Origin of the sequence: Pseudoalteromonas sp. SIMBA_162 (genome assembly GCF_046535955.1) — a bacterium.
In the GTDB taxonomy this organism is placed as follows: Bacteria; Pseudomonadota; Gammaproteobacteria; order Enterobacterales; family Alteromonadaceae; genus Pseudoalteromonas; species Pseudoalteromonas marina.
Genome location: NZ_JAWJBQ010000001.1, coordinates 203,896 through 229,484, shown reverse-complemented (window position 1 = coordinate 229,484; position 25,589 = coordinate 203,896). Strand labels below are relative to the sequence as shown.

Annotated in this window: 28 protein-coding genes; 18 read left to right on the top strand and 10 right to left on the bottom strand. The window is 39.0% G+C overall.

What is annotated here, in order from left to right; genetic code table 11:
- Both R0J88_RS01025 and rlmA read left to right on the top strand, forming a co-directional pair.
- Nucleotides 1-648: an energy-coupling factor ABC transporter permease gene (locus R0J88_RS01025; protein WP_410898798.1), complete on the top strand. Its 648-nt coding sequence runs from the start codon at nucleotides 1-3 to the stop codon at nucleotides 646-648.
- On the top strand, nucleotides 645-1,442 hold the full coding sequence (rlmA, locus tag R0J88_RS01020) for a 23S rRNA (guanine(745)-N(1))-methyltransferase (protein ID WP_008131519.1): 798 nt from the start codon (nucleotides 645-647) through the stop codon (nucleotides 1,440-1,442). Before R0J88_RS01025 ends, rlmA begins: the two co-directional genes overlap by 4 nt.
- A gap of 16 nt (nucleotides 1,443-1,458) precedes the next feature.
- On the opposite strand, the gene yfbV is transcribed toward rlmA, so the two are convergent.
- Nucleotides 1,459-1,905, bottom strand: coding sequence for a terminus macrodomain insulation protein YfbV (yfbV, locus tag R0J88_RS01015; RefSeq protein ID WP_006792170.1), 447 nt, complete (start codon nucleotides 1,903-1,905; stop codon nucleotides 1,459-1,461).
- 282 nt (nucleotides 1,906-2,187) lie between these two features.
- Between yfbV and R0J88_RS01010 the strand changes: the two genes are divergently transcribed.
- From R0J88_RS01010 to R0J88_RS00980, 7 genes are all read left to right on the top strand, one after another.
- A complete protein-coding gene (locus R0J88_RS01010) occupies nucleotides 2,188-3,402 on the top strand; it encodes an acetate kinase (RefSeq protein ID WP_410898797.1) in 1,215 nt (404 codons plus the stop codon).
- Between the two features lies 1 nt (nucleotide 3,403).
- Nucleotides 3,404-5,557 carry a phosphate acetyltransferase gene (pta, locus tag R0J88_RS01005; RefSeq protein ID WP_410898796.1) on the top strand — a complete coding sequence of 718 codons (2,154 nt, stop codon included), beginning with the start codon at nucleotides 3,404-3,406 and terminating at the stop codon, nucleotides 5,555-5,557.
- Nucleotides 5,558-5,780: 223 nt separating this feature from the next.
- Nucleotides 5,781-6,167 (top strand): ACT domain-containing protein, encoded by a 387-nt coding sequence (locus tag R0J88_RS01000; RefSeq protein ID WP_006792173.1) that lies wholly within the window; start codon nucleotides 5,781-5,783, stop codon nucleotides 6,165-6,167.
- A gap of 3 nt (nucleotides 6,168-6,170) precedes the next feature.
- On the top strand, nucleotides 6,171-6,668 hold the full coding sequence (locus R0J88_RS00995) for a PTS glucose transporter subunit IIA (protein WP_410898795.1): 498 nt from the start codon (nucleotides 6,171-6,173) through the stop codon (nucleotides 6,666-6,668).
- A 3-nt stretch (nucleotides 6,669-6,671) separates the two neighbouring features.
- Entirely contained in the window at nucleotides 6,672-7,016 is a 345-nt protein-coding gene (locus tag R0J88_RS00990; RefSeq protein ID WP_410898794.1) for an ArsC family reductase, read from the top strand.
- Nucleotides 7,016-8,143 carry a succinyl-diaminopimelate desuccinylase gene (dapE, locus tag R0J88_RS00985; RefSeq protein ID WP_371816607.1) on the top strand — a complete coding sequence of 376 codons (1,128 nt, stop codon included), beginning with the start codon at nucleotides 7,016-7,018 and terminating at the stop codon, nucleotides 8,141-8,143. The genes R0J88_RS00990 and dapE overlap by 1 nt, the downstream gene beginning before the upstream one ends.
- Nucleotides 8,143-8,829: a M15 family metallopeptidase gene (locus R0J88_RS00980; protein WP_410898793.1), complete on the top strand. Its 687-nt coding sequence runs from the start codon at nucleotides 8,143-8,145 to the stop codon at nucleotides 8,827-8,829. The genes dapE and R0J88_RS00980 overlap by 1 nt, the downstream gene beginning before the upstream one ends.
- A gap of 8 nt (nucleotides 8,830-8,837) precedes the next feature.
- On the opposite strand, the gene R0J88_RS00975 is transcribed toward R0J88_RS00980, so the two are convergent.
- Nucleotides 8,838-9,707, bottom strand: coding sequence for a DMT family transporter (locus tag R0J88_RS00975; RefSeq protein ID WP_010557492.1), 870 nt, complete (start codon nucleotides 9,705-9,707; stop codon nucleotides 8,838-8,840).
- 309 nt (nucleotides 9,708-10,016) lie between these two features.
- On the opposite strand from R0J88_RS00975, the gene R0J88_RS00970 reads away from it, so the two are divergent.
- Genes R0J88_RS00970 through R0J88_RS00955 form a run of 4 tightly spaced genes read left to right on the top strand, consistent with a single transcriptional unit; the run spans nucleotide 10,017 to nucleotide 12,926 of the window.
- Nucleotides 10,017-11,381, top strand: coding sequence for a COG3014 family protein (locus R0J88_RS00970; RefSeq protein WP_410898792.1), 1,365 nt, complete (start codon nucleotides 10,017-10,019; stop codon nucleotides 11,379-11,381).
- An 8-nt stretch (nucleotides 11,382-11,389) separates the two neighbouring features.
- Nucleotides 11,390-11,815 (top strand): YcfL family protein, encoded by a 426-nt coding sequence (locus R0J88_RS00965; RefSeq protein ID WP_010557494.1) that lies wholly within the window; start codon nucleotides 11,390-11,392, stop codon nucleotides 11,813-11,815.
- 11 nt (nucleotides 11,816-11,826) lie between these two features.
- Entirely contained in the window at nucleotides 11,827-12,441 is a 615-nt protein-coding gene (lpoB, locus tag R0J88_RS00960) for a penicillin-binding protein activator LpoB (protein ID WP_010557495.1), read from the top strand.
- 17 nt (nucleotides 12,442-12,458) lie between these two features.
- Entirely contained in the window at nucleotides 12,459-12,926 is a 468-nt protein-coding gene (locus tag R0J88_RS00955; RefSeq protein ID WP_410898791.1) for a glycine zipper 2TM domain-containing protein, read from the top strand.
- Nucleotides 12,927-12,981: 55 nt separating this feature from the next.
- On the opposite strand, the gene R0J88_RS00950 is transcribed toward R0J88_RS00955, so the two are convergent.
- Complete coding sequence (locus R0J88_RS00950) at nucleotides 12,982-14,199, bottom strand: pyridoxal phosphate-dependent aminotransferase (protein ID WP_010557496.1); 1,218 nt, start codon at nucleotides 14,197-14,199, stop codon at nucleotides 12,982-12,984.
- Between the two features lie 163 nt (nucleotides 14,200-14,362).
- Nucleotides 14,363-14,707, bottom strand: coding sequence for an Hpt domain-containing protein (locus R0J88_RS00945; protein ID WP_008131485.1), 345 nt, complete (start codon nucleotides 14,705-14,707; stop codon nucleotides 14,363-14,365).
- Between the two features lie 135 nt (nucleotides 14,708-14,842).
- Between R0J88_RS00945 and R0J88_RS00940 the strand changes: the two genes are divergently transcribed.
- Both R0J88_RS00940 and R0J88_RS00935 read left to right on the top strand, forming a co-directional pair.
- A complete protein-coding gene (locus tag R0J88_RS00940) occupies nucleotides 14,843-15,436 on the top strand; it encodes a tRNA-uridine aminocarboxypropyltransferase (protein ID WP_305399084.1) in 594 nt (197 codons plus the stop codon).
- A gap of 20 nt (nucleotides 15,437-15,456) precedes the next feature.
- On the top strand, nucleotides 15,457-16,248 hold the full coding sequence (locus R0J88_RS00935) for a CLCA_X family protein (protein WP_410898790.1): 792 nt from the start codon (nucleotides 15,457-15,459) through the stop codon (nucleotides 16,246-16,248).
- Here the strand turns inward: R0J88_RS00935 and dcd are convergent.
- Nucleotides 16,245-16,832 (bottom strand): dCTP deaminase, encoded by a 588-nt coding sequence (gene dcd / locus R0J88_RS00930; RefSeq protein WP_006792188.1) that lies wholly within the window; start codon nucleotides 16,830-16,832, stop codon nucleotides 16,245-16,247. The genes R0J88_RS00935 and dcd overlap by 4 nt on opposite strands.
- 4 nt (nucleotides 16,833-16,836) lie before the next feature.
- Nucleotides 16,837-17,913 (bottom strand): iron-sulfur cluster carrier protein ApbC, encoded by a 1,077-nt coding sequence (apbC, locus tag R0J88_RS00925; protein ID WP_410898789.1) that lies wholly within the window; start codon nucleotides 17,911-17,913, stop codon nucleotides 16,837-16,839.
- Nucleotides 17,914-18,100: 187 nt separating this feature from the next.
- On the opposite strand from apbC, the gene metG reads away from it, so the two are divergent.
- On the top strand, nucleotides 18,101-20,122 hold the full coding sequence (gene metG, locus R0J88_RS00920; protein WP_410898788.1) for a methionine--tRNA ligase: 2,022 nt from the start codon (nucleotides 18,101-18,103) through the stop codon (nucleotides 20,120-20,122).
- A gap of 124 nt (nucleotides 20,123-20,246) precedes the next feature.
- Nucleotides 20,247-20,897: a bifunctional 4-hydroxy-2-oxoglutarate aldolase/2-dehydro-3-deoxy-phosphogluconate aldolase gene (locus R0J88_RS00915; RefSeq protein ID WP_410898787.1), complete on the top strand. Its 651-nt coding sequence runs from the start codon at nucleotides 20,247-20,249 to the stop codon at nucleotides 20,895-20,897.
- A gap of 91 nt (nucleotides 20,898-20,988) precedes the next feature.
- Here R0J88_RS00915 and lepB read toward each other — a convergent pair whose 3' ends face one another.
- Nucleotides 20,989-21,639, bottom strand: coding sequence for a signal peptidase I (gene lepB, locus R0J88_RS00910; protein ID WP_410898786.1), 651 nt, complete (start codon nucleotides 21,637-21,639; stop codon nucleotides 20,989-20,991).
- A gap of 168 nt (nucleotides 21,640-21,807) precedes the next feature.
- Here lepB and R0J88_RS00905 point away from each other — a divergent pair, with 168 nt between their 5' ends.
- On the top strand, nucleotides 21,808-22,305 hold the full coding sequence (locus R0J88_RS00905) for a fasciclin domain-containing protein (RefSeq protein WP_410898785.1): 498 nt from the start codon (nucleotides 21,808-21,810) through the stop codon (nucleotides 22,303-22,305).
- 75 nt (nucleotides 22,306-22,380) lie between these two features.
- Here R0J88_RS00905 and R0J88_RS00900 read toward each other — a convergent pair whose 3' ends face one another.
- From R0J88_RS00900 to aceK, 3 genes are all read right to left on the bottom strand, one after another.
- On the bottom strand, nucleotides 22,381-22,632 hold the full coding sequence (locus R0J88_RS00900; RefSeq protein WP_410898783.1) for a DUF2999 family protein: 252 nt from the start codon (nucleotides 22,630-22,632) through the stop codon (nucleotides 22,381-22,383).
- Nucleotides 22,633-22,701: 69 nt separating this feature from the next.
- Nucleotides 22,702-23,664, bottom strand: coding sequence for a zinc-binding dehydrogenase (locus R0J88_RS00895; protein ID WP_410898782.1), 963 nt, complete (start codon nucleotides 23,662-23,664; stop codon nucleotides 22,702-22,704).
- Between the two features lie 54 nt (nucleotides 23,665-23,718).
- Nucleotides 23,719-25,494 carry a bifunctional isocitrate dehydrogenase kinase/phosphatase gene (gene aceK, locus R0J88_RS00890; RefSeq protein ID WP_410898781.1) on the bottom strand — a complete coding sequence of 592 codons (1,776 nt, stop codon included), beginning with the start codon at nucleotides 25,492-25,494 and terminating at the stop codon, nucleotides 23,719-23,721.
- Nucleotides 25,495-25,589 lie beyond the last annotated feature (95 nt).

Genomic DNA, 25,589 nt, shown 5'->3' with positions numbered 1-25,589 from the left:
ATGTTAAACACTGAAATACAAGGGCTGATGTGGGCCCTTGTACTTGCTATTGCGATTTTTAGTTTCGATAAAAACACCTATAAATCGCTTTATAAAACGTCTGCTAGGCAAACAGGTGTATTAGCCTGTGCGCTTGTATTTGCACTACTGTGGCGTATTAAAGCCGGTATTTTAACTGGCCTTGACCTGCACATACTTGGTATTACTGCAGCCACCTTAATATTGGGCTGGCGGCTAGCCATTTTGAGTAGCCTACTGGCAAGTGCCTTGTTGTTTTCATTTGGGCAGGTTAGTTTTAACCTTTTACCTGTACAAATACTTATTGGCGCTTTTATTCCCATATTATTGAGTTATTTAAGTTTCGTTGTGTGCTATCACTATTTACCAAAACATTTTTTTGTTTATATATTTGTTTGTGCCTTCATAACAGCTGGGTTTATAGCATGCATAAAGATATCTTTAGGTGCCCTCTTTTATTTCTCTTTAGGTCAGTATAATTGGCAAGAACTTGCCGACAATTACGTTTATTTAAGTGCTATAATTTGGTTTCCAGAAGCCATGTTGAACGGAATGGCCATCACCATTTTAATTACATACCGTCCCCACTGGGTTAAAACTTTTTACGACAAGGATTACCTAGACTCATGAGTCTTGAATATCAATGCCCTTTATGTAGCAAATCGCTAACAAAAACTCAAAATACACTGCGCTGTGAAAGCAACCACAGTTTTGATTTTGCCAAAGAAGGCTACGTTAACTTACTGCCTGTTCAAAACAAAAACTCTAAACAACCTGGTGACTCGCTTGAAATGGTGCAAGCAAGGCGCACATTTTTAGAGCAAGGTTTTTATGCATTCTTACAACAAGCACTTAGCGATATAACAAGTACTATAAAAGGTAATAATATTATTGACTTAGGGTGCGGTGAAGGGTTTTACACCCACGCTATTGCTAATAATACTCAGGCGCAAGTTTATGGTGTAGATATTTCAAAGTCAGCTATAAAATACGCCGCTAAACGTTACCCCAACTGCAGCTTTAGCGTTGCCTCAATCAGTCAAGCCCCTTTTAAAGAAGGGTTTGCTGATATTCTTATAAGTGTATTTGCACCTTTATTTACTAAAGAGCTTGATAGACTCGCTAAACCTAATGCTACGCTTGTCGTGGCCAGCCCAGGGCCATGGCATTTAAAAGAGTTAAAAGCTTATATTTACCAATCAGTAAGCGAGCATACGAAAGTAGATGTGCCTGAAGGTTTTACAGAAACTCACCAAGATTTGATCACTCAACAGGTAACACTGAGTATTAACGATGTTAGAAACCTGATAATGATGACACCGTTTGCGTGGAAATTTAGACCTGAGCACTGGGAAACACTAGAAGAGAAAGGTGAACACCATGTCACCTTGTCGTTTTATATAACGCAATTTCAAAAAGCGTGATTAGTAGAAGCGTTTATTAAAACTGTTCTTTAGTGAACGCTTTATCCATTTTTTCAAACATATCTTTAAGTAAAGTTGCAAGCTCCAAATACCGGGGCTTTTTTTCACTTAACTTAGCTTGATAACCATTAGCAACCATTTTTGTATGAAGCTCTTTGTACCAACTTAGCATGGCTGGGTCTAATGGGGTTTGTGCTCGTTTACCCAACCACAATAAACCTTGTAGAGGTAAAGATAAGAAAAACAATGCACTGGCAATCGCTTGTGGTAAAAAATCAGGGCCAAGGTAGTTGAGTTGAAAAAATAATGTCAACATAGCAAGAATCGGCATAACAGTAATGGCAAGTTCTGTTGCTCTAATTACCCTAAACTCACTAAACAATGGAGCTAACTCTTTTCGCATTGGCCATTGTTTTGCGTACTGTCTACCAATTTGAACTTGTGACATCACACTTTTTTGCATCATGACTCCTCACAATTACTAAATTCAATATATAAATTAGCTCGTATTTTACAAAGTGTAACACAAATACGGCGGGTTTCACTTAATCAGTAAAAGTGCTTAATTATGCTGTTAAATTGTGCAAAATACTAAACTAAATACATCAAATAGTTTAAAATATAAAACTTATTCATGGGTCTAACGACCTTGTTTATAATATCTTTAGCCTTTTAATTGAGACCTGAGTGTAACAGTAAATAATTAATGTTCACTTACTAAACTTTATTTATGGAAATTATATCTATGCCAACACCCGCTCCTAAGTCACAACATGTTTTAGTATTAAACTGTGGTAGCTCAAGTTTAAAGTTTGCCATTATTGATGCAAACACCGGCCATGAAATTATATCGGGCTTAGCAGAGCGACTAGGTGCAGCAACTCCGTCGGTAAAGTATAAATACAAAGGTGATAAAACACTTATTGATTTAGCACCAGAGCAAGCTCACGCTGAGGCTATTAATACGTTAGTGACGTTAATAAAAGATCACAAACTAGATGAACAGCTAATTGCTGTTGGTCATCGTGTTGTTCACGGTGGCGAGCACTTTACCAAATCAGTATTAATTAATGATCAAGTTATTGAAAGCATAACTCAGGCTGCAACACTTGCACCGCTTCATGGTCATGCCAACTTGCTGGGTATATCTTCAGCGCAAGACTCGTTTAAAGGCTTACCTCAAATTGCAGTATTCGATACGGCTTTTCACCAAACTATGGATAAGGTCGCATACCTTTATGCGCTACCTTACAATTTATATACCGAGTTTGGTGTTAGACGTTATGGCTTTCATGGTACGAGCCATTTTTATGTTGCCGGGCAAACAGCAAAACTACTTAACCAACCTATTGAAAAAAGTAATTTTATTAGTGCTCATTTGGGGAATGGCTGCTCTGTATGTGCGATTAAAAATGGTAAGAGTGTCGATACAAGTATGGGCCTTACGCCACTTGAAGGGTTAGTAATGGGTACTCGCAGTGGCGATATTGATCCAGGTTTATTTAACTTTTTAACAACACAACTTGATTATAGTGCGCAACAAATAGATGACTTACTCAATCAAAAAAGTGGTTTGTTAGGCATTAGTGAGCTTTCAAACGATTGTCGTACTATTGAAGAAGCTGCTACAGCGGGAAATCAACAAGCAACATTAGCACTCGATATGTTTTGCTATCGTTTATCTAAGCAAATTGCGTCGTACATGGTGCCTTTACAGCGTCTTGATGCGCTTATTTTCACCGGCGGTATTGGAGAAAACTCAGATATCATTCGTAAAAAAGTGATCACTCAACTTGGATTTTTAGGTATGGAATGTGACACGCAAGCAAATTTAGATGCTCGTTTTGGTCAACAAGGTGTAATTAGCACTGAGCAATCTCGTATCAAAACTGTCGTCATGCCAACGAATGAAGAATGGGTTATCGCCCTCGACTCTGCAAATATTGTTAAGGAGCTATAATATGGCACACCGTATTATGTTGATACCGATTTCTACGGGAGTTGGTTTAACATCTGTTTCCGTCGGGCTTGTGCGTGCGCTTGAGCAAAAGGCGGTAAAAGTTAATTTCTTCAAACCTATTGCTCAACCGCGCTCTGGCGAAACCGGTCCAGAAAAATCGACACAAATAATAAAGCAAGGCTCCCCTCTTGACCCACCAACACCGTTTGCATTGGATTACGCAGAGCAAATGATTGGTGATGTAAAGGGCGACGACTTATTAGAAGAAATTGTTGAGCGCTTTGAAAGTAAAATTAACGACGATGAAGTTGCCATTATTGAAGGCATGGTTCCGACTCGTAAACAACCTTATGCAGGGCGCGTTAACCGTGAAATAGCGCAAACACTCGGTGCCGATATTGTATTTGTATTAACGCCTGGTAACGATAATATTACCCAGCTGGAAGATCGTCTTGAGATTGCAGCTGGTAATTATGGTGGTATTGACCACCCGCGTGTATTAGGCTGTATTTTTAATAAAGTAAATGCCCCTATTGATGAAGAAGGCAGAGCACGCGCCGATTTAGTTGACTCCTACAAACCTGATGAAGTAGATAACGAACTGAACCGCTTAGCATCACTGCCAATTTTTAGAAAAAATCCATTTATGTTACTTGGTGCAATACCATGGGATTTTGATTTGGTCGCACCACGAGTGAAAGACCTAAGTGCATATTTAAAAGCCACAATTATTAACGAAGGTGACATGCTGCATCGACGCCTGCGTCGTATCACATTTTGTGCACGGACAGTGTCTAATATTTTAAACCACTTTACACCTGGTGCATTATTAGTTACTCCTGGCGATCGTTCTGATATTTTAGTAGCTGCGTGTTTATCGGCAATGAATGGTACTAAAATTGGGGCAATATTACTCACCGGTGGTTTTATGCCAGAACAGCGTATTATGGCGCTGTGCGAACAAGCAATGCAAACGGGACTACCAATTTTAGCAACAGAGGCCGATACATGGCGAACATCGTTGTTACTTCATAACTTTAATATGGAAGTGCCAAGCGATGATGACCAGCGTATAGAAAAAGTGAAAAGCCACAATGCTGAATATATTGACTCAGATTGGCTGAACTCACTGGCAAAAAATGTGGGGAAAACACGTAAACTCTCGCCACCAGCTTTCAGATACTTACTTACAGATAAAGCTCGTAAAGCAGGCAAAACGGTTGTTTTACCTGAAGGCAACGAACCTAGAACTATTAAAGCAGCTGCTATCTGTGGGCAACGCGGTATAGCAAAAACCATTTTATTAGGTGATCGCGAAGAAATAATGCGTATTGCTGAGCAACAAGGTATAGAGCTCAACGAAAATGTAAGTATTGTAGAACCAAGCAGCATCATTAATGATTATGTCGAGCCTATGGTCGAAATCCGAAAAAGCAAAGGTCTCACCGATGTTGTAGCGCAAGAACAATTACTTGATAACGTAGTACTGGGTACTATGATGCTTGAACAAGGCAAAGTTGACGGACTTGTTTCAGGAGCAGTTAACACAACCGCCAATACAATTAGACCGCCATTACAACTCATCAAAACGGCCCCGGGCTCATCGCTTGTATCGTCGGTATTTTTTATGTTGCTGCCTGATCAGGTACTCGTTTACGGAGACTGTGCAATTAACCCAGATCCAAATGCTGAGCAACTTGCTGATATTGCGATTCAGTCAGCTGACTCAGCTGCAGCTTTTGGTATAGAGCCGCGTGTTGCCATGATCAGCTACAGTACAGGTACATCTGGTACAGGAGCCGACGTTGAAAAAGTGCGAGAGGCAACCAAAATAGCTCAACAAAAACGTCCCGATTTGATTATTGATGGTCCCCTTCAGTACGATGCAGCAATTATGGAAAACGTCGCGCTTAAAAAAGCACCAAATAGCCCCGTAGCAGGTAAAGCAACGGTGTTTATTTTCCCTGATTTAAATACCGGTAATACAACCTATAAAGCCGTGCAAAGAAGCGCAGACCTCATCAGTATTGGGCCAATGCTTCAAGGTATGCGTAAACCAGTCAACGATTTAAGCCGTGGTGCATTAGTTGATGACATTGTGTACACAATCGCACTTACCGCTATACAAGCAGCGCAGGTCGAAGCACTTAATTAAAGGCTTTAATTAACATGTGTTTTTTATAGCCTAGCTAATTTCTAATTATAAATTAGTTAGTTAGGCTATTTATACCTCTCAACCCCCATAGTTATCCACAGAAATTGTGGGTAAGTATAAGTAGCTCATATTTTGCAGCTTAGGTACGGTGAGTTACCACTTTAATTTATCTTTAATAATCTATACTATTAATAAATCGTCTTTGCTGTACCGCAGGTTTTTAATGTCAAAACAAACATTACAATTACACAGCACTATTTTGTCTATACATAGTTTAGATATTGATGCTGATATCCCTGCTGCTTTGTTAAAACTTCCGTTGTTTTTTATCTCTAAAACCCATGACGAACTATCAATTGTATGCCCCAGTAGTTTTGAATTACACAGCCTGGATACAGAATCTGATTGGCAAGCATTGGAAGTTATTGGCCCTTTAGGGTTTTCGTTAACAGGAATTATGGCTAATATTTCTGGCGTGTTAGCTAAAGCACAAATATCTATCTTTTCTATTTCAACTTACGATACTGACTACATACTTGTAAAAAAACAAACAGCGGCCCAGGCAATCACAGCACTAAAAAAAGATGGCTATAATGTGGTGACAAACTAATTTATGAAAGCACAACCAATAGAGCTTATTGCACAAAATAAAATCCCCCGTGATGCTATTAATATCACCAGTCCTTTTACGGGAAAGGTATTAGAATTAAGTAATCACCCAGAGGCTTTGTTCAGTTTTGGTACTCTTGGCCCCGGTGTTATGGTGCAAGCAACCAGTCATAAAATTTTAGCCCCCTTTGATGGGGTTTTACTGCAGGTTAAAAACGCAGGAACTGAATTTATTTTGCAGGCTAAAAATGGTTTAAAAATACTCATTAATTTAACCTTACCTGCCTCTGCAGCAATTACGCATACCCATATAGCACAGTTAAATGGCAGCCAAGTACTCAAAGGCCAACGACTTGCTTATTTTGACCTAAGAGAATTAGACTCCCCTATGCTAGGAAGTTTAATATTACTTAATGGTCACAACCTGGGCACATTTCATTATTCACACCTGCATGTAAAAGCAGCTGAAGACACCTTATTAACTATTATTAAAAAGAAGTAACTTATGATCACTCTTTACGGAATTAGTAACTGCGACACAATTAAAAAAGCTAAAAAATACCTTACAGATAATAATATTGAGTTTATCTTTCACGATTACCGCAAAGAGGGTGTTAATGAACAAATGGTCGCTGAATTTGCTGATAAATTAGATTGGGAACAATTAGTCAATAAACGTGGAACTACATACAGAGCTCTAAGTGACGAGCAAAAACAAAATTTGACTAAGCAAAATGCTATTCAATTATTAGTTCAGCAGCCCGCTATGATAAAGCGACCAGTATTAGTTAACGGTACTGACTTTTATTTAGGCTTTAAGGTCGCGCAATACGATGAGATTTTTAAATAATGAATGAAGTAATTGCACTTGCACAAGCCTTGATACAGCGTGAATCTGTCACCCCAGAAGATGCCGGCTGTCAACAAATGATGAACGAACGTCTTGAAGCGATCGGCTTTAATATAGAGTCACTATTTTTTACTGATACATTAAATACTTGGGCGCGTAAAGGCGACCAGTCGCCGCATTTTTGTTTCGCAGGACACACAGATGTAGTGCCTACGGGTCCGGCAAAAAACTGGCAGCACCCACCATTTTCAGGGCTGGTAGAAAATGGTTTATTGCATGGTCGAGGAGCTGCCGACATGAAAGGCTCGCTTGCTGCCATGATTGTAGCTACTGAGCGTTTTGTAACTAAATACCCGAACCACAAAGGATCAATTTCTTTTTTGATCACTTCTGATGAAGAAGGACCATTTATAAATGGAACCACCCGAGTTATTGATACACTAGAATCTCGCGGTGAAAAAATTGATATGTGTTTGGTTGGCGAACCTTCATCTCGGGATGTCTTAGGTGATGTAGTTAAGAATGGCCGACGCGGCTCGCTTACCGGATTCGTAAAAGTTAAAGGTATTCAAGGACATGTTGCCTACCCTCACCTGGCTCAAAACCCTATTCATCTAGCCACTGAAGCATTAACAGAGCTTAGCCAAACCCAGTGGGATAAAGGGAATGATTTTTTTCCGGCAACCAGCTTTCAAATATCAAATATTAACGGCGGCACAGGTGCAGGTAATGTGATCCCTGGTGAGCTAGATGTGCAATTTAATTTTAGATTTAGCACCGAAGTCACACATCAACAATTACAACAGCGTGTAATCGACATTTTACAAAAACACAACTTAAACTACGAGTTAAACTGGATTGTAAATGGTCTCCCATTTATTACAGAACATGGTCCACTCGTTGACGCAACCGTTAATGCTATTGAGTCTGTGACAGGATTAGCAACCAATTTAGAAACCACGGGGGGAACCTCTGATGGTCGCTTCATAGCTCAAACCGGTGCTAAAGTCATTGAGCTTGGGCCTCGTAATGCCACCATTCACAAAGTGGATGAGTGCGTAAGTACAGATGACTTAATTAAACTCACCGACATTTACGAGCAAATACTTGAGCAATTGTTAACCTAATGACTGATTTAGAAGTACCCACGTTAGCGTGTGTCACAGGGCAAAGTGATACACATTTAACTAAAATACAAAGCCATCGTTTGCATAGCGCTATCACTACTGATTTTATAGCGCTACAAAATGCAGCTAAACAAGCTGGGTTTGACTTAACTATTGCATCAAGCTTTAGGGATTTTGAACGTCAGGCGCTCATTTGGAATAACAAATTTTCAGGACAAAGGCCTGTTTATAATTCACAACAAAAGGTTGTTGATTTAACGAACTTAAGTGACATTGATAAGTGTATTGCAATTATGCGTTATTCAGCTTTACCTGGGGCAAGCAGGCACCATTTTGGTACTGATTTGGATGTATATGACAAAGCCAGTGTTAGTGACGATTATCAACTGCAGTTATCTCCTCATGAATATGAGAAAAACGGTCCCTTTTCACCATTGAGTGAATGGCTCAGTATTCACCTTGAGAAATTTGGTTTTTATCGGCCTTATCGCGAAGATTTAAACGGGGTAGCTCCTGAACTTTGGCATATTAGTCACATTAAGCAATCACAATTGCTTAGTATTCAACTAACTGAAAGTGCTTTACGAAAATGTATAGAAAACAGTGAACTACTTGGTAAAAGTGCCGTATTGGCGCACTTACCTTCACTTTATAAGCGCTTTGTGACCAACGTTAGCCCACCATAAAAGAAGGACTACTCCTTCTTTTTATTTAAAATAAATATGAGTACCGCTGTTAATATAACTGAGCTGGCGATAACAAATTCAACCGTTAATTGTTCTTGTAAAAAAATAACACCTGCAAACGCTGCAACTACCGGCACACACAACTGTACAACCGCAGCTTGCGTGCTTTTAAGTAATGGCATTGCAACGTACCAAATACTATAGCCAATGCCAGAGGCTAAAGCGCCAGAAGCGCTCGCGAGTAAAATGCCTTCTATGGTAAGTGCGTTAAAGTAGCTCATACTAACAAGTAATAAGATGGGGAGCGCTACTAAACTTCTAATAAAATTAAACCCTGTCGTTCGTAAAGGCGATACACATACTTTGCCACGTATACTGTAAATACCCCAAGCAACACCGCTTATGGCCATCAATCCCGCTCCTATTAGCGAGGGCACCGCCGCTGAGGGCAACATCAAATAAGCAAACCCCGTAACAGCAATCAAAAATGCAGCCCACTGCACGGCGCTTAATTGTTCTTTTTTATATATACCCCAACCAATCATCGTAAGTTGCACGGCTGAAAATAAAATCAGAGCGCCTGTTCCGGTATCTAACTCAACGTAGGCCACCGAAAAACTAAGTGCATAAACAAGTAAACTAATGCTACTTCGCCAACTCCCTGTATCACTTAAAATAGCATCATTAAATGACCCATTACGTTTTAGATTATAAGTATAAACGCTCATGATAATACCTAAACATGCAGCACCGCTTAATAAACGAATGATGGTAAAGTTATAGGGATCTATATACCCCTCAGCTAATGCCATTCGGCAAAATAAAGAATTGGCGGCAAATGCTATTAAAGCAATAAATGTATATATAGCTGCTTTCAAAATAATCCTTTTTAACCTAAATATGGTTGTTAAATAATCTTTTTTTATGGGTGAGTAGTTAAATAACTTAAACTGCTATAAAAGTAAGTTATTTATACAGCATAAGGCAAAGTGTGCAAAAACTTTCAACTTAATAAGACCTTAACTTTTCGCTGTCTATTTCACACATTACTAAATTCACGCCTTATTCACATAGAACATGCATATTTACCTTAACGATGATATGGCTCTACGTTTTTTTACAATGTTTCACACTCTTGTTTAAAGTGAGTGTGTTAACCTGCTTAAGTAGATTAAAAGGAGTGCTGTGTGCGCAGAAGTATAATTTTAAGCGTTTGTTTTATTTTAAGTGGTTGTAGCTCTATAGGGTTTAACGACCTGTTTAACGATTACGCCACACAAATGACGCCAGTGCGAAATGCTATTGAAAATAATAACCCACAACAAGCTAAATCGTTAATTGCAGACAATAGCACTATACACAGTAGTTACTTGCTTAACCAACTTGAGCAAGCGCGTATCAACGACCTTACTAATTCAGCTGATAACGCTCAAAGCAAATTCGAAAACGTATATGTTCAAATGCAAACTAAACGCCAAGCAGCAAAGATTCAACTAAGTGCCGGGCTTGAACAAAGTAATGCATTATTTACGAATGACTCGGCAATTACCTATGTACCACCTGCTTACGAGATGAGCATGCTTCATAGTTATAAAGCGCTTAACTACGTGTATAAAAATGATGTTGAAGGCGCACTGGTCGAAATTCGCCGAGCTAATAAAGTACAAGCTGATGCGCTTAGCGAGAATGAAGCAGAAATAGATTCAGAAAAAAACGAAGCGCAGCAGCATTATCCAAGTATGAATAATGTGACAAGAGACGTTAAAAACGGCTTTCAAAACGCATACACTTTTTACTTATCGGCTTTGCTTTACCAAAGTGCAAAACAGTTCGACGACGCCTACATAGACTACAAAAAAGCGTTAGCTATTCAACCAAATAATAAATATTTACAGCAAGATGTAATTCGCCTAGCTAAAAAACAAGGGTTTCAGCAAGAATTTGACGAATACACACAACGTTTTGGCGAACTTAGCACTTTAAAGCCTAACCATGGTGAGGTAATCGTATTACTTGAGCAAGGTTTCGTGCCCAAACAAACTGAATTTAAATTAAGGCTACCGATTGATACAAGTAGAGGTGATGTTCGTTTTTATAGCCTTGCTATGCCCGTATATAAAGACAGTGCTTACATTAGCCCTATACAAAATGTGAATATTGCTGGACAAAAAGTAGCATTAGCGCCATTAGTTTATTTAGAAGCCCTAGCCGCTAAAACTCTTGAACAAGAAATACCAGGCAAAATTACACGCCAAGTATTACGGCTCATAACTAAAGAAAAAGTTCGCGCTGAGCTTGCGCGCAGCGCAGGAGATGTAGGCAACATTTTAGCCAATATATATAATTTAGCGTCAGAGCAAGCCGACACCCGAAGCTGGCTTACATTACCAAATCAAATTGCTGTAGCGCGTCAAAGTCTGACGGCAGGTGAACATATATTAAATATAGGCAATCAACCGCCTATTAGTTTTACCGTTAGTAAGCAAGGGTTAACTTTAATTTACCTAACCTCTATTAATAAATATTTTAACTACCATGTAGTTCAACTCTAGGAGACACCATGAAATACATAGTGCCAATGTGTGCCGTTTTACTGTTAAGTGCTTGTGCAACACAGCCTGTTACATCAGGTATAGCGGTTGAACAAAATAAAGGAAATTTTAATGATCAACTTAGAGTGGATAACCCTGATTTAGGTGAAAAACTCGCCATTACCGACGTTAAAACGCGTCAAACAAATCAGTTAACTGATGTGGTGGTTACCCTATCTAGTCAATATAAAAAGTCACAATATTTACAGTATCAATTTAAATGGTTTGATAAAGATGGATTTTTGATTAAAGGAAATCATTCACCGTGGCAGCCATTAACTTTATTTGGTTTTGCTAATACACAATTACCAGGTTTAGCGCCTAGCTCTGATGCTGTTACATTTTCACTAGCAGTTAGAAAAGTATCAACTGAATCTCAAGAATTTAAAGATTAAAGGAAACTATTATGAACACGACATTTAAAACAGCATCCACTTACGCATTGGTCGGGCTCAGTGCATTGATCTTAAGCGGCTGTGCTAACAAAGCCGTAGTTAGCTATGGTGACGCTCAAGCAGTTGAAACAACTGATATAAATTTTGGTTCTACCGATTTACAAAAAGTCGCGAGCCAAATGACCGACTCATTACTAAGCTCGCCAGTGGTGGGAAGCATGACTCAAAATAACCGTCCTGTTGTGTTTGTGGAACGTATTAAAAACAAAACCAGTGAGCATATTGATACAGAATCAATCACTGATTCTATCTCTACGCAAATGCTACGCAGCGGTAAGTTTCGCTTTGTAGACATGACACGTGTTGAAGCTGTACGTGAACAGCTAACCTTTCAAAACGAAGATGCATTAGTGAACCCAGCAACAGCGGTTGCATTTGGACAACAAATTGGTGCGCAATATATGTTGTATGGCAACTTATCAAGCATTGTTAAAACAAATGCAGATAAATCAGACGTATATTATAAATTCACAATGCGTTTAATGGATATGAAAAGCGGACTTATTGAATGGGCGGACGAAACTGAAATTCGCAAAACCAAAGAAAAATCAACCTTTGGCTGGTAAGCCGGTAGGAGTAAGTTATGAAAGCAATTGCTGTAATTATGTGCGCTTTACTTACATTAAGTGCACCCACTTTTGCTAAATACGAGCGAAATAAAGCCGTAGCAGTTCAAAAAGTGTTGTTTGGTGACATTAAATCTGTACGAAACATCACCGAGCAAGAACTAATACAAGACAAAAAGAACGGCTGGAAAACGTTTGGGGGCGCACTTGTTGGTGGTGTTATTGGTAATCAATTTGGTGGCGGCAGCGGTCGTGCTATAGCCACAATTTTAGGCTCAGTTATCGGTGGTAGCGTTGCTAACAATAGTCAGCAAGGTAGCTATTACAAACAAACTCAGTTAGTTGAATTACTAATTCAGGTAGAAAATGGCGATCAGTTTATGGTAGTTCAAGACCTAGACCAAGGTATGCGATTTCAAAAAGGCGATAATGTGAGGTTAGTTTATTTAGGCGATAATACCGTAAGAGTAGATAAAGCATATTAATAATACGCCTTTAAAAACAAAAACGAGCCAACAGGCTCGTTTTTTTTATAAAGTTTTATAACTGGCGATAATCTTTAAAGAAACGCTGCATTTTTTGCATGGCGTCAGTTAAGTCATCCTTATTAGGTAAAAACACTAACCTAAAGTGATCAGGCTCTGGCCAATTAAACGCACGCCCATGCACTAACAATATTTTTTCGGCCTTGAGCAAATCAAACATCATTTGCTCATCGTCTTTTACATTAAAGTGTGCAGTATCAACCTTAGCAAACGCATATAAAGCGCCTTTTGGCTTTTTACAGCTAATCCCTTCAATCGCGTTTAAACCGCGCCATGCAATATCACGTTGTTCGTATAATCGCCCGCCCGGATTAATTAAGTTATCAATTGATTGCACACCACCCAATGCCTGCTGAATTGCATATTGGGCAGGTACATTAGCGCATAAACGCATTGACGAGAGTATATCTAACCCTTTACTTAAGTCGTCCATGGCTGATGTTTTACCACTTAAAACCATCCACCCCATTCTTAGCCCAGCAGCACGGTAAGTTTTAGCTAAACCATTAAAAGTAATCATTGGCACATCATCACACAATGAAGCAATTGAAGTGTGGCTAACTCCATCGTATAAAATCTTTTCGTAAATTTCGTCGCTTAACAACAGTAACTTGTGCTCTCGCGCAATATCTATTAATTGCTTAAGCAGGTCATCACTGTATACCGCACCAGTGGGATTGTTCGGGTTAATTAATACCAAGGCTTTGGTTTTAGAGGTGATTTTACTTTTTATGTCATCTATATCAGGAAACCAATCTTGCTCTTCATCACATAAATAATGAACGGGATTACCGCCCGCTAACTTAACTGACGCAGTCCACAACGGATAATCTGGCGCGGGGATAAGCACTTCATCGTCGTTGTTAAGCAAAGCTTGAGTGATCATTTGGATTAGTTCACTTACCCCATTACCAATATAAATGTTATCAACGTCTAAGTTGTTTAACCCACGTTGTTGATAATGTTGGTACACAGCTACTCTGGCTGAGTAAAGTCCTTTAGAGTCACAATAACCTTGGGCAGAATACAGGTTACGGATAATATCGCGATGCATATCTTCAGGCATATCAAAACCAAATGCAGCTGGATTACCGATGTTTAATTTTAAGACTTTTTGACCATCGTCTTCCATTTTTTTAGCTTGAGCTAAAACAGGTCCACGAATGTCATAACATACGCCTTCTAATTTATGACTCTTTTTTATATCTGACATTTTACCTCTACTAGCTGGCGCCTGATGACCTTTGTAATTTGAGTTTTATAAGTAAGGTCTATTTTATCTCAACAATAAAAACCCGGTTGCCTACTAGACTAACCGAGTAAATATATAACACCAGTAAATTTAACAGCTTAAAACTGAAATTAATTCACGTTAACTATTGTGCATCTAACCATTGTTTAAATTTTGTTTGAGAGCCTTCTACCTGTGGCATTAAGTTGGCACAAGCATCCATCGCTTTAGCTAAGTCATCATCAACTAAGCTTAACTCTATGGTGCGCGAAACATCAGCTAAACTAGACGCACCAAACTGCGCGGCATTTGATTTTAAACTATGAGAATGACGAATCGCTGCCTCTTTATCTTTACCAATGGTTGCCATAACTTCAGAGCCCAGACGTTCAAACTCGGCACAACAAAAATCAAGCGTATCAGCAAACTGCTCGCCCAATAAAGATTTCATATTCTCTAACGCTGATGTATCTATGGTAATGTCTGTCATTATTTAATTCCTTCAACTATCCATGTTCATTGTATTTGATATAACTACTGTATATTGATAAATGAAAAAAAACCAACTTAATTGCTTTCATAAATGTATAATTTACAAGTTAATAATAGAGAGAAAGTTTTTAAAATGGCACGCATTCTTTGTACTCATTGTAATTTTGCACTTAATACCTGTGTATGCAGCGCTATTGAAACAATAACTAACAAAGTTAAAGTTATTATTCTACAACACCCCAGCGAAGAAAAAATAGCAAAAAACACGGCTAAATTACTCGACTTAAGTCTAACTGATTGCGAAATAATCAAAGGTGAAAACAGTGCTGACTTTAGTATGTTAAATAGTTTGCCAAAAGAATCAACAGTACTGCTTTACCCAAACGAAAACGCCACCTGCCTAGATGAACCAAGCTCCACAAAACATAAGCACATCACTCATTTAATTGTGATCGATGGCACATGGAAAAAAGCCTATAAAATTTTGCAACTCACCCCTGCACTCAATCAATTTAGAACAGTGAGTTTTAATAAACTACCTAAAAATCGTTATACAATACGTAAAGCACCCCGTGCCGATAGCCTCTCTACACTTGAAGCCGTTGCTCATAGCTTAAGCTTAATAGAACATTTAAACCCAGAGCCTTTGTTTACTTTATTAGAAGAATTAATTAATAAACAAACCCAACATATGCCTGAGCACGTAAAAGCACGTTACTTAAATTAAATTTAGCTTTTGATAAACAGATGCGACATTACCCAAATAGATTAAAACGAGGATTTACTCGTCAAGGCCCCGACTATCGCTTTGATGACCAAGTTGATTTTAGCGATATAAGAACCACGTTTGGGTTCAGATCAATGGTGGTTGGTAAATGGGTAACCAAAGAAGAGCGCTATATTAGCGCTAATTTAATTTACGATGCGCTGGCCGACCTTGCGCAAATACTGCACTTACCACCTAAAGCAATTGGTCTGCGCGGAAAGTTAAATTTTGCATTTGGGCACGGTGGTCAAAAAGGTGTGCAAGCGCATTACAATGCAGGCAGTCAAACATTAGCACTTGCTAAAAATGCGGGCGGTGGTGCGCTCGCGCATGAGTGGTTTCATGCATTCGATCACCACATTAGTGAACATTTATTTAAAGTAAAACCACGCTATGGATTTGCTTCAAAGCTTTGGCTTTCAAATACACCAAATTTAATGCACCCACTCAATGACGCACTGAACAGCTTTTATAAAGAAGTATTTTTAGATGCAAGTGGCGAAAATGCCAATGAATTTGTGCAAGCATGTATTAAACACGACCAAGCCCATAATATGAATTATATGAGTATGCCTGAAGAAATTGCAGCTCGCTGTTTTGAAGCCTGTATATATGCACACCCAAATATAAAAAACAGTTTTTTGGTGGACGGTTTGCAATCCAGTAATTTAATATACCCACCAGCACAACATACCGCCAAGGCAAATAAAGCGCTTAACCACTATTTTCAACTATTGGGTTATGCGCTTCATAATTTACCCGATAAGGTTTAGCTGTTTTCATCACTTATGCGACTTGCAACTGCGCTACTCTGGTCTTTGTATTTAGCATCTTTACGAATGTTATACGGGTTTTCACAAGGCCCTGAAAGCATTTCGAAACTCATAGCGCCAATTTTCATCATTGGGCGCAGCGCTAAGGGTAATTTTCCTGAGTTGTAAAACTCTAATACAATATTACCGCTCCAGCCGGGATCAATTCGGTGTGCTGTTACATGCACCATCAAACCTAAACGCGCAAGCGATGAGCGCCCATCCAACCACCCTACAATATCGGCAGGTAGCGTTACTTTTTCATAAGTGATTGCAAGTGCGAGTTCACCTGGATGTAAAAAAAACGCTTCACCGTCTGCAAGCTCAATTTCCTCACTCATGATTGATTCCATGGCTTTATTGAGTTGATCCTTTGGACCACTTAAATCAACGTAGGCTGCATTATGGGCATTGAACGTTCTAAATTTATTACCAAGACGTAAATCTGCTGTCACACCCGATATCATCTCACTACTCGGAGCAGGCTCTATAACTATTCGGCCATCTTTTAGGTGTTCTTTAATATGTGTGTCTGAAAGTCTCATGCTTTTAATCTTCTGTAATCACAATTTCTATGCTGTTGTGATGCTGTTGATAATATAGCGTGCTGGCTATAAGCCTAGCTGCTGCGCTGTATGTTTTGCTTATTGCCGCATCGTTATCGCTAGCAATAAGTTTTCCTTGCTCAGAGTACTCTCTAATATCAATGGCAAGGGGAATATGGCTAAGTACCGGAACGCCATGCTTGTGGGCTAGTTTTTGTGCGCCTTCTTTGCCAAATACATGGTTTGCCTCACCGCAGTGGCTGCAAACGTAATGGCTCATATTTTCTATTAAACCAAGTACTGGCACATTTACTTTATTAAACATTGCGATGCCTTTTTGGGCATCAGCGAGTGCTAAATCTTGAGGCGTAGTTACAATAACAGTCCCACTGGCAGGTACTTTTTGACTCATGGTAAGTTGTATATCACCTGTACCTGGGGGCATATCTACAATTAAATAATCGAGCTCGCCCCAATCAGTCTCGTTCAGTAATTGACTAAGTGCACCCGATGCCATTGGGCCTCGCCATACTGTTGCGTCATCACTGGGTACTAAAAAGCCGATAGATTGGGCTTTAATGCCATTGGCATCAAACGGTAGTAATTGTTTGTTATCTTTTGTTTTTGGCTCAGCACCAACAAGGCCCAACAACATTGGTATTGAAGGACCATAAATATCAGCGTCTAAAATACCAACTTTTGCTCCCTCAGCTTTTAATGCACCCGCTAAATTAACAGCTGTAGTCGATTTACCTACCCCACCTTTACCTGAAGCAATAAGTACAATATGTTTAATTCCTTTAAACTTTGCAGGCTCTTGGATATCAACCTTAGCCTTTATTGAAATTTCAATATTTAAAACATCACTGACATGCTGCTCTACAAGGGGGATTTCTGATTGCGCAGCAAAAGGTAAAGTAAGACTAATTTGTATTGATTTATCGTCGTTTTCAGAAATTGACTCAATAAAGCTTTCGTCAATTCCTACGGCAAAGGCCGCACTACGATAAGCCGCTAAAGCAGCAATAATCGGTTGTTTTTGCACCGATTTAGAAGAGAAAAGTTTCGACAGTCCAAACATAGCAATTAAATAGCGTTTCTTTGATGAAAAGTGCCTCGGAATTATGTAACATTCAGGTCATTAACACCAGTCAATTAATAAAAATCCATAAGCAGTGTGCGCGCATAGCCACCTGTTTATAGATAAATTAATGATAACAGCCGTTTAAATAGTAAAAACGGTATTTTATCCTCAATTCGGAATGATTATGGCACAGCGAAAGATCCTGATTACCAGCGCATTACCTTATGCAAATGGCCCAACCCACTTAGGTCATTTATTGGAATATATTCAAACTGATATTTGGTCACGTTTTCAAAAACTTCAAGGCCATGAAACGTATTATGTTTGCGCAGACGATGCCCACGGCACACCAATTATGCTTAATGCACAGAAGCAAGGGATCACACCTGAAGAAATGGTAAAAAATGTGAGCATTGAACGCCAACGCGACTTTGCTGATTTCAACATTAAGTTTGATAATTACCACAGCACGCATAGCCAAGAAAACAAAGAATTTAGTGAATTAATATACAACCGTTTAAACGATGCGGGCCATATAAAAAAGCACACTATTTCGCAATTGTTTGATCCAGAAAAAGGCATATTTTTACCTGATCGCTTTGTAACCGGTACTTGCCCAACGTGTAAGTCTGAAGATCAAAATGGCGATAGCTGTGATTCGTGTGGTGCAACTTACAGCCCAACCGAATTAATAAACCCGCGCTCTGTTATGTCAGGTGCCGAGCCTATTCTAAAAGATTCTGAGCATTACTTTTTTGACCTACCAGCATTTGAAGGCATGCTTAAAGAATGGCTACACTCAGGTACTATTCAACAAGAAATGGCTAACAAGCTAGACGAATGGTTTACTGACGGCTTACAACAGTGGGATATCAGCCGTGATGCGCCTTACTTTGGTTTCGAAATTCCAAATGCCCCAGGTAAATACTTTTACGTATGGCTAGATGCGCCAATTGGTTACATGGCCAGCTTTAAAAACCTGTGTGATAAAAAAGGGATTGATTTTGACGCATTTTGGGCTGAAGGCTCAGAAGCAGAACTTTACCACTTTATTGGTAAAGACATTATTTACTTCCACAGCTTATTTTGGCCAGCCATGCTAGAAGGCGCTAAATTTAGAAAACCAACTAACGTATTTGCACACGGGTTCGTTACTGTAAATGGCGAAAAAATGTCTAAGTCAAAGGGCACGTTTATTAAAGCGCGTACCTACCTAGACAACCTAAATCCAGAATACTTACGTTACTATTACGCTGCAAAATTAAACAGCGGTATTATCGATCTTGATTTAAACCTAGAAGACTTTGCACAACGTGTTAATTCAGATCTGGTTGGTAAAGTCGTTAATATAGCGAGCCGTTGCGCAGGCTTTATTACCAAAAAGTTTGATGGAAAATTAAGCGCAACCATTATGCAACCAGAGCTTCTCGAAGAGTTCCAAGCTGCTGCGCCAAGTATTACCACCCATTTTGAGAACCGTGAATACAGTCGCGCAATTCGTGAAATTATGGCCCTTGCCGACAAAGCAAACCAATTTATTGATGGCGCAGCACCATGGGTATTAATTAAAGACGAAACTAAGCAACAAGAAGCTCACGATGTGTGTTCGCTTGGTCTTAACTTGTTCCGTGTTTTAATTACCTATTTAAAACCAGTACTACCGGCTATGGCCCAAAACGTAGAAACGTTTTTAAACGATGATCTTGCTTGGGATGCAGTACAGACGCCACTAGTAAGCCACTCAATCAATAAATTTAAACCGTTAATGCAACGCGTAGAAATGGACAAAGTAAACAAAATGGTTGAAGAATCTAAAGAAAGCCTAGAGCCGAAAGTAACAATTGACCCAAATAGCCCTCTTGCAAAAGAACCTATTAGCGAAGAAATTGAGTTTGACGATTTTGCAAAGGTAGACCTTCGTGTTGCTAAAATTGCAAAAGCAGAGCATGTAAAAGGCGCCGACAAACTACTGAAGCTAACCCTTGATTTAGGCGGCGAAACGCGTCAAGTATTCGCAGGCATTAAATCAGCTTACGCTCCTGAAGATATTGAAGGTAAGCTAACAGTAATGGTTGCAAACCTTAAACCGCGTAAAATGCGTTTTGGTATGTCTGAGGGTATGGTACTTGCAGCAGGCCCTGGCGGAAAAGAAATTTATATTCTTAATCCTGACGACGGATCAGAACCTGGAATGCGTGTAATGTAAATTTACACATATGAATAAAATAACCGCTGACTCTCAGCGGTTTTTTTATATGTTATTTTATCCTATTTGCGACTTTTATCGATTTTTTGTAACATCGACCAATAAATAATAAAAAAGTAATACAATGCCTAGCACGGTTTCTCAAGAAAAGACTGTAACTCGCAACAAAATTTTAAAGCACAAAATAGTGGCTATTATTCGATTAAAAAAGCAATCAGATGTTGCACCACTTGTCGATTGCTTAGTTGAGGCTGGTATAAAAGTGCTTGAAATCACCTCTAATACACCAGGGTTTGAGCAAGAAATTAAAAATGCACGTATTCGTCATCAACATATTTTGGTGGGTGCAGGCACCATCACAAATACTAAACTAGCTCAACGAGCCATTAATGCAGGTGCACAGTTTATAGTAACCCCTAATACTGATAAGCGTATTGTGTCAGTTGCCCATCAGCATAATTTACCTGTTTTAATGGGGGCTTTAACGCCAACAGATATCGCTAACGCGATTGAGTATAATGCGGATATTATTAAGGTATTTCCAGCAGGTAGCATGGGAATTGACTATTTTAAGGCATTAAAAGGCCCATTTGATAGCGCCAATTTAATGCCCGTTGGCGGGATAAATTTAAATAACATTACTCAGTGGTTTGACGCAGGAGCTTGCGGTGTAGCCATTAGTAGTGATTTTTCAAAAGTGATTACTAGCCACGCTGACAAGCAAGCTCTTACCCAGTTAGTTCATGACTATTTAACTGACATACCCACTGATTAAAGGTCTTTAATTTGCTGTAATCACTAGGTATTGTTCAATACTTAAATTACATCAAATACTTAATACTCTGTTCAAACAAATCAAAATGCACTTAGTTTAAAGAGAGCAGAACACGCTCTTTTCTTGGTATGTAGTAATTATCGTAATCAAGCGAAACAATGACCTTATTTGCTTTTCCGAGTAGTTCACCACGAGGGATTAAACCAATTACGCGAGAGTCTGCGCTATTGTCACGGTTATCTCCCATTGCCAAATAGTAATCATCTGGAATGGTGATCATTTCAAAGCCAGCTAATTGGGATGGTACATTTGCCACCCTGATAGTGTGCTTCTTACCGTTTAATATCTCTACTTTATCAACCGAATCGATATTATTTTGCACATGTTCGTAGTTAAGCTTTTTGCCATTAATAATTAATTCGTTATTTACCAAAGAAACGGTATCACCAGGCACACCAATAACACGTTTAATTAACCGGTTATCTGCCGCTTGTGAGTCGAATACAATAATGTCCCCTGTCTGTGGTTCGTTAATTTTAAGCAAAGAAATATGCGTAAAAGGCACTCGTAAGTCGTACGCCATTTTGTCGGTTAAAATTCTATCTCCTTGCTCAATTGTAGGTTTCATTGAGCTCGTAGGCACTTCGTACCAGTCGGCTACTGCGCTTCTAAACACACTCATCAAGGCAATGAATACAATGAGTGAACGATTATTTTTCCAAAATTTATAAAGCACTTTCATAACTGCTCCCTTTAATTGATCAAGTAATGGTATGACCTAACAGCGCTTTGGCAGTTCAAAAAAGGATGTAACAAAAGATGTTTGACCAAAAAACGTTTTTGATCGATTAAATTTTCAGCAGCGTAGCATCTTAGGAATTTAGCAAATATTAACTTAAAGGAAACTAACATGTTTAAGAAGATAACCACCGCAATTTTAATTACCGCCGCAAGCATAGGTTTTTCATTTTCTGCGCAAGCCAACCATCATGGCATGAATAAAGATGTGGTTGATGTTGCGGTTGAAAATGGCTCGTTCACAACACTTGTTGCAGCCGTAAAAGCAGCCGGTTTAGTTGATACTCTAAAAGGCAAAGGGCCATTCACTATTTTTGCACCAACTGATGCCGCTTTCTCAAAGTTACCTGACGGTACCGTTGAGATGCTGCTAAAGCCAGAAAACAAAGAGAAGTTAACGGCAGTGTTAACCTACCATGTTGTCGCTGGAAAAATAATGGCAAAAGAGGTGGCTAAGTTAAATAGTGCCAAAACACTCCAGGGGCAGTCGGTAATGATTAAAACAAACATGGGTGTGATGGTAAACGACGCTAACGTGATGATGCCAGATGTTAAAGCAAGTAATGGCGTAATCCATGTAATTGACACTGTTCTTCTTCCAAAAGAATAAGCAGCAAAATTTATGTACAAAAAAAGAAGCATAAACTTAAGCTTATGCTTCTTTTTAACGAATACTTAGACCTTATTACTGATTAAGCTTTTCTTTCGCTTCTTTTACTTTTTCAAAGTCTAAACCTAACTCATCGGTAGCCTCTTTGATTAAGTGAGGTTGTGTCATAACAACAGCCATTAATTGCTGAAGCTTTTCAGGCGGTATGCCAAGCTCCTGTACAAGCGCCATAGCCATCATTGGGTTTTGTGTAAACGCATCGAATAACGCTTTTACTTTGTCATCACTTACATTATGTTCTTTTAAAATTGCAATTATTGGATTCATTTTTAACCTTGGTTTTATAATAACGTGTGTATGACTGAATTATATGGGCATAACGTGTAAAATAAAGCGTTATTCTACAAGCAATACGACTTTACCCGCGTTTTCGTTGCGCTCTAATATTGCATGTGCCTCTTGAGCCTGTGTCCATGGCAACGTTTTGTACACATTAAAGTCATAGTTTTTAGATGCTATGTCGTTGTAAAAGCGTTCTACTAAGTCATCTCTTAGTTGGCGTTTAAAATCAATACTGCGGTTACGAAGGGTTGAAGCATGAAACGAAATCCTTTTACGTAACAGGGCTGCAAAATCAACCTCAGCAAAACGCCCATCTAAAAAGGCAAGCATAATTATTTGGCAATCCATGGCAGCAACTCGGGCATTTTTGTTTAAATAACTGCCTGCAACGGGGTCAACAATTACATTAGCGGTTAAATTATGGCTTTGCATGTAATCTACAAAGTCTGTGTTTTTGTAGTTAATTATATGATCTGCTCCCAGCGACTTAGCGTGTTGGCATTTTTCATCAGAACCTGCGGTTATCACAACAGTTGCTCCTGCACTTTTTGCCATTTGGATAGCGGCACCACCTACGCCACTGGCCCCTGCATGTATCAATGCCGTTTGCCCATGTTGAAGTTTGCCAAGCTCAAATAATGCACCAAAAGCAGTTAAATACACCTCGCTTATGGCTGCACCTTCAACCATAGTTACATCATCGGGTAGTTCCATTAATTGTTTAGCATCTACGGCAACATATTCGCTATAAGCGCCACCTGCACACAGTGTAAAAATGCGTTTATCGAGCCAGCTTTTATCAACTTCCTTACCCAGCTCTACCACAGTGCCTGCACACTCTAAACCTAAAATTGGGCTGTCGCCTTTTGGGGCTGGGTACTTACCTTGGCGTTGCATACAATCAGCACGATTCACGCCAATTGCAGCCACTTTAACAAGCACTTCATGATTTTTTAGCTGCGGTTTACGGGTATTACTAAAGGCTAGGTTTCCGCTTTCATGGGAAATATATTTCATTACCACTCCTTTGCTTTAACTAAAGTTGTACTTTAAACATGGGGGTAATTATTTCTATTTAAACCGCCAGCTTTGCTTGTAAGGGTAAACATCAGGTAAAAAACCATTTTGTATTTGCTGCTGGCACTGTTGCCAATAGGTTGTTGTAAATAAGTCACTGTGGTGGGTGTTAAAACACTCAAATGCATGAGCATTTGCGCTAAAAAAAACCTTAAATTGGCTGGGAAATATATCGTTTTCATCAATATCAAAATAAGAATGACTACTTAACTCCTCTAATGCATTTTGTGTTTGAGGTACATCTCTAAAATTACACTGAGTTAGTGGGCAAATCTCATCAAAGTCGTAAAACACAACACGCCCCCAGCGAGTAACGCCAAAGTTTTTCATTAGCATGTCACCTGGAAATATATTCGCCCCAGCTAAATCTTTAATTGCTTTTCCATAATCAAGCATCACATGGTCCAATGCGTGTTTATCGCAGTGGTTAATATATAAATTAAGGGGTGTCATTTTTCGTTCAACATACACATGTTTTAAAATAAGTGCCTTGCCCGATATAACTAAACTGCTGCCAATATGTGTTTTCATCTGCGTTAATAGTTCTTCACTAAAGCGGCTTAAATCAAACGCTAAATACCTAAATTCGTGGGTATCTACCAATCGCCCTACTCGGTCGGCTTGCTTTACAAAGTTATATTTTTCTTTTACTTGTGCTTTAGTTGCGGTTTTTGGTGCACTAAATTTATCTTTTATTACTTTATATACGTAATCTGAGCCTTCAATAGTAAATACCAGCATAACCATGCCAGGTGTACCAGGTGCGTTTATATATTTAAAACTTGCGGGGCTATTTTTAGTGGTGTCGACCTTGTAGCGGTAAAACTCGGTTTTAGCGTGTTTAATAAAGCCAATAGCGTTAAATAATTCAAAACGCTTTTTATGCGGCATAAGTACACTGAGGTAATCAACATAACGCGCGGGTTGGTCTGTATCTACCATAAAATAAGTACGAGCAAAGCCAAATAGTAAACTTAATTGATCGGCGCCCATCATAACCGCATCTATTTTTAAGCCTTTTTCGGTGTTTAAAATGGCAATAGCAAACGGCATATTATCGCCATTTTTAGCGATACAACGGCCAATCAAATAACAGGCTTTATTTCTAAAAAATAACGAGTTTGCGTATTCAATAAACCCGTCGTTTAAATTTATCAGTTCATAGACCTGCTTACATTGATGCTTAGCACCTTGCATTAGGGTTTGCTTTAAACGCTTTAAATCGGCATTTAATTGGCAAAATGGAACTCTAAACATTTGCGTAGTAATAAGCTGTGAAATTGCGGTTTCAAACCCATTTTGAAGCGATATTCTACTTACTAAACTTTCAAATGAGCGTGGTTCACTTCGGTATTTGGCTTTTAATACGAATAAATGCACTGTACGAATTTTTTTATCGTCCCAAATAGCACCAAATGTTGAATTAAAGAATGTATGCGCAATGGGTTTATTCTCATGGTGCTCAACCATATCCCCATAAATGTTTTTAGCTAGTTGCCATGTGTGTGGGCAGTCTAGTTCTTGATAAGCAATTATTTTAACCGCTTCACTCACATTTTTTACTTGGCGCTCATAAACTTGTAACCGATCGCGCATTGCACGTTGTACATCATGATATTGGCGCTGCTCAAACCGACTTTGTGCACCAAGTGTTATATTTAAAAACTCAGCAAACATCGCATCAAACCCTGCAAATACAGCACGTGCAAGCTTAGTTGCAATCACCTTTTGAAGAGCATTATTTGAATCATCGATTAACGTATTTGGCATGTTAACAACACTTATATTTTTACCCGTTATGGCGGTTATTTTTTATTAATTGTTTACACCTTAGCAAGCAGGCTTTAATTTAGATAATTAATACA

Excerpts from the sequence above, each read along its gene's own strand:
- R0J88_RS01025 (WP_410898798.1), top strand. The coding sequence starts at position 1 with ATGTTAAACACTGAAATACAAGGGCTGATGTGGGCCCTTGTACTTGCT.
- rlmA (WP_008131519.1), top strand. The coding sequence starts at position 645 with ATGAGTCTTGAATATCAATGCCCTTTATGTAGCAAATCGCTAACAAAA.
- yfbV (WP_006792170.1), bottom strand. The coding sequence starts at position 1,905 with ATGCAAAAAAGTGTGATGTCACAAGTTCAAATTGGTAGACAGTACGCA.
- R0J88_RS01010 (WP_410898797.1), top strand. The coding sequence starts at position 2,188 with ATGCCAACACCCGCTCCTAAGTCACAACATGTTTTAGTATTAAACTGT.
- pta (WP_410898796.1), top strand. The coding sequence starts at position 3,404 with ATGGCACACCGTATTATGTTGATACCGATTTCTACGGGAGTTGGTTTA.
- R0J88_RS01000 (WP_006792173.1), top strand. The coding sequence starts at position 5,781 with ATGTCAAAACAAACATTACAATTACACAGCACTATTTTGTCTATACAT.
- R0J88_RS00995 (WP_410898795.1), top strand. The coding sequence starts at position 6,171 with ATGAAAGCACAACCAATAGAGCTTATTGCACAAAATAAAATCCCCCGT.
- R0J88_RS00990 (WP_410898794.1), top strand. The coding sequence starts at position 6,672 with ATGATCACTCTTTACGGAATTAGTAACTGCGACACAATTAAAAAAGCT.
- dapE (WP_371816607.1), top strand. The coding sequence starts at position 7,016 with ATGAATGAAGTAATTGCACTTGCACAAGCCTTGATACAGCGTGAATCT.
- R0J88_RS00980 (WP_410898793.1), top strand. The coding sequence starts at position 8,143 with ATGACTGATTTAGAAGTACCCACGTTAGCGTGTGTCACAGGGCAAAGT.
- R0J88_RS00965 (WP_010557494.1), top strand. The coding sequence starts at position 11,390 with ATGAAATACATAGTGCCAATGTGTGCCGTTTTACTGTTAAGTGCTTGT.
- lpoB (WP_010557495.1), top strand. The coding sequence starts at position 11,827 with ATGAACACGACATTTAAAACAGCATCCACTTACGCATTGGTCGGGCTC.
- R0J88_RS00955 (WP_410898791.1), top strand. The coding sequence starts at position 12,459 with ATGAAAGCAATTGCTGTAATTATGTGCGCTTTACTTACATTAAGTGCA.
- R0J88_RS00950 (WP_010557496.1), bottom strand. The coding sequence starts at position 14,199 with ATGTCAGATATAAAAAAGAGTCATAAATTAGAAGGCGTATGTTATGAC.
- R0J88_RS00945 (WP_008131485.1), bottom strand. The coding sequence starts at position 14,707 with ATGACAGACATTACCATAGATACATCAGCGTTAGAGAATATGAAATCT.
- R0J88_RS00940 (WP_305399084.1), top strand. The coding sequence starts at position 14,843 with ATGGCACGCATTCTTTGTACTCATTGTAATTTTGCACTTAATACCTGT.
- R0J88_RS00935 (WP_410898790.1), top strand. The coding sequence starts at position 15,457 with ATGCGACATTACCCAAATAGATTAAAACGAGGATTTACTCGTCAAGGC.
- dcd (WP_006792188.1), bottom strand. The coding sequence starts at position 16,832 with ATGAGACTTTCAGACACACATATTAAAGAACACCTAAAAGATGGCCGA.
- apbC (WP_410898789.1), bottom strand. The coding sequence starts at position 17,913 with ATGTTTGGACTGTCGAAACTTTTCTCTTCTAAATCGGTGCAAAAACAA.
- metG (WP_410898788.1), top strand. The coding sequence starts at position 18,101 with ATGGCACAGCGAAAGATCCTGATTACCAGCGCATTACCTTATGCAAAT.
- R0J88_RS00915 (WP_410898787.1), top strand. The coding sequence starts at position 20,247 with ATGCCTAGCACGGTTTCTCAAGAAAAGACTGTAACTCGCAACAAAATT.
- lepB (WP_410898786.1), bottom strand. The coding sequence starts at position 21,639 with ATGAAAGTGCTTTATAAATTTTGGAAAAATAATCGTTCACTCATTGTA.
- R0J88_RS00905 (WP_410898785.1), top strand. The coding sequence starts at position 21,808 with ATGTTTAAGAAGATAACCACCGCAATTTTAATTACCGCCGCAAGCATA.
- R0J88_RS00900 (WP_410898783.1), bottom strand. The coding sequence starts at position 22,632 with ATGAATCCAATAATTGCAATTTTAAAAGAACATAATGTAAGTGATGAC.
- R0J88_RS00895 (WP_410898782.1), bottom strand. The coding sequence starts at position 23,664 with ATGAAATATATTTCCCATGAAAGCGGAAACCTAGCCTTTAGTAATACC.
- aceK (WP_410898781.1), bottom strand. The coding sequence starts at position 25,494 with ATGCCAAATACGTTAATCGATGATTCAAATAATGCTCTTCAAAAGGTG.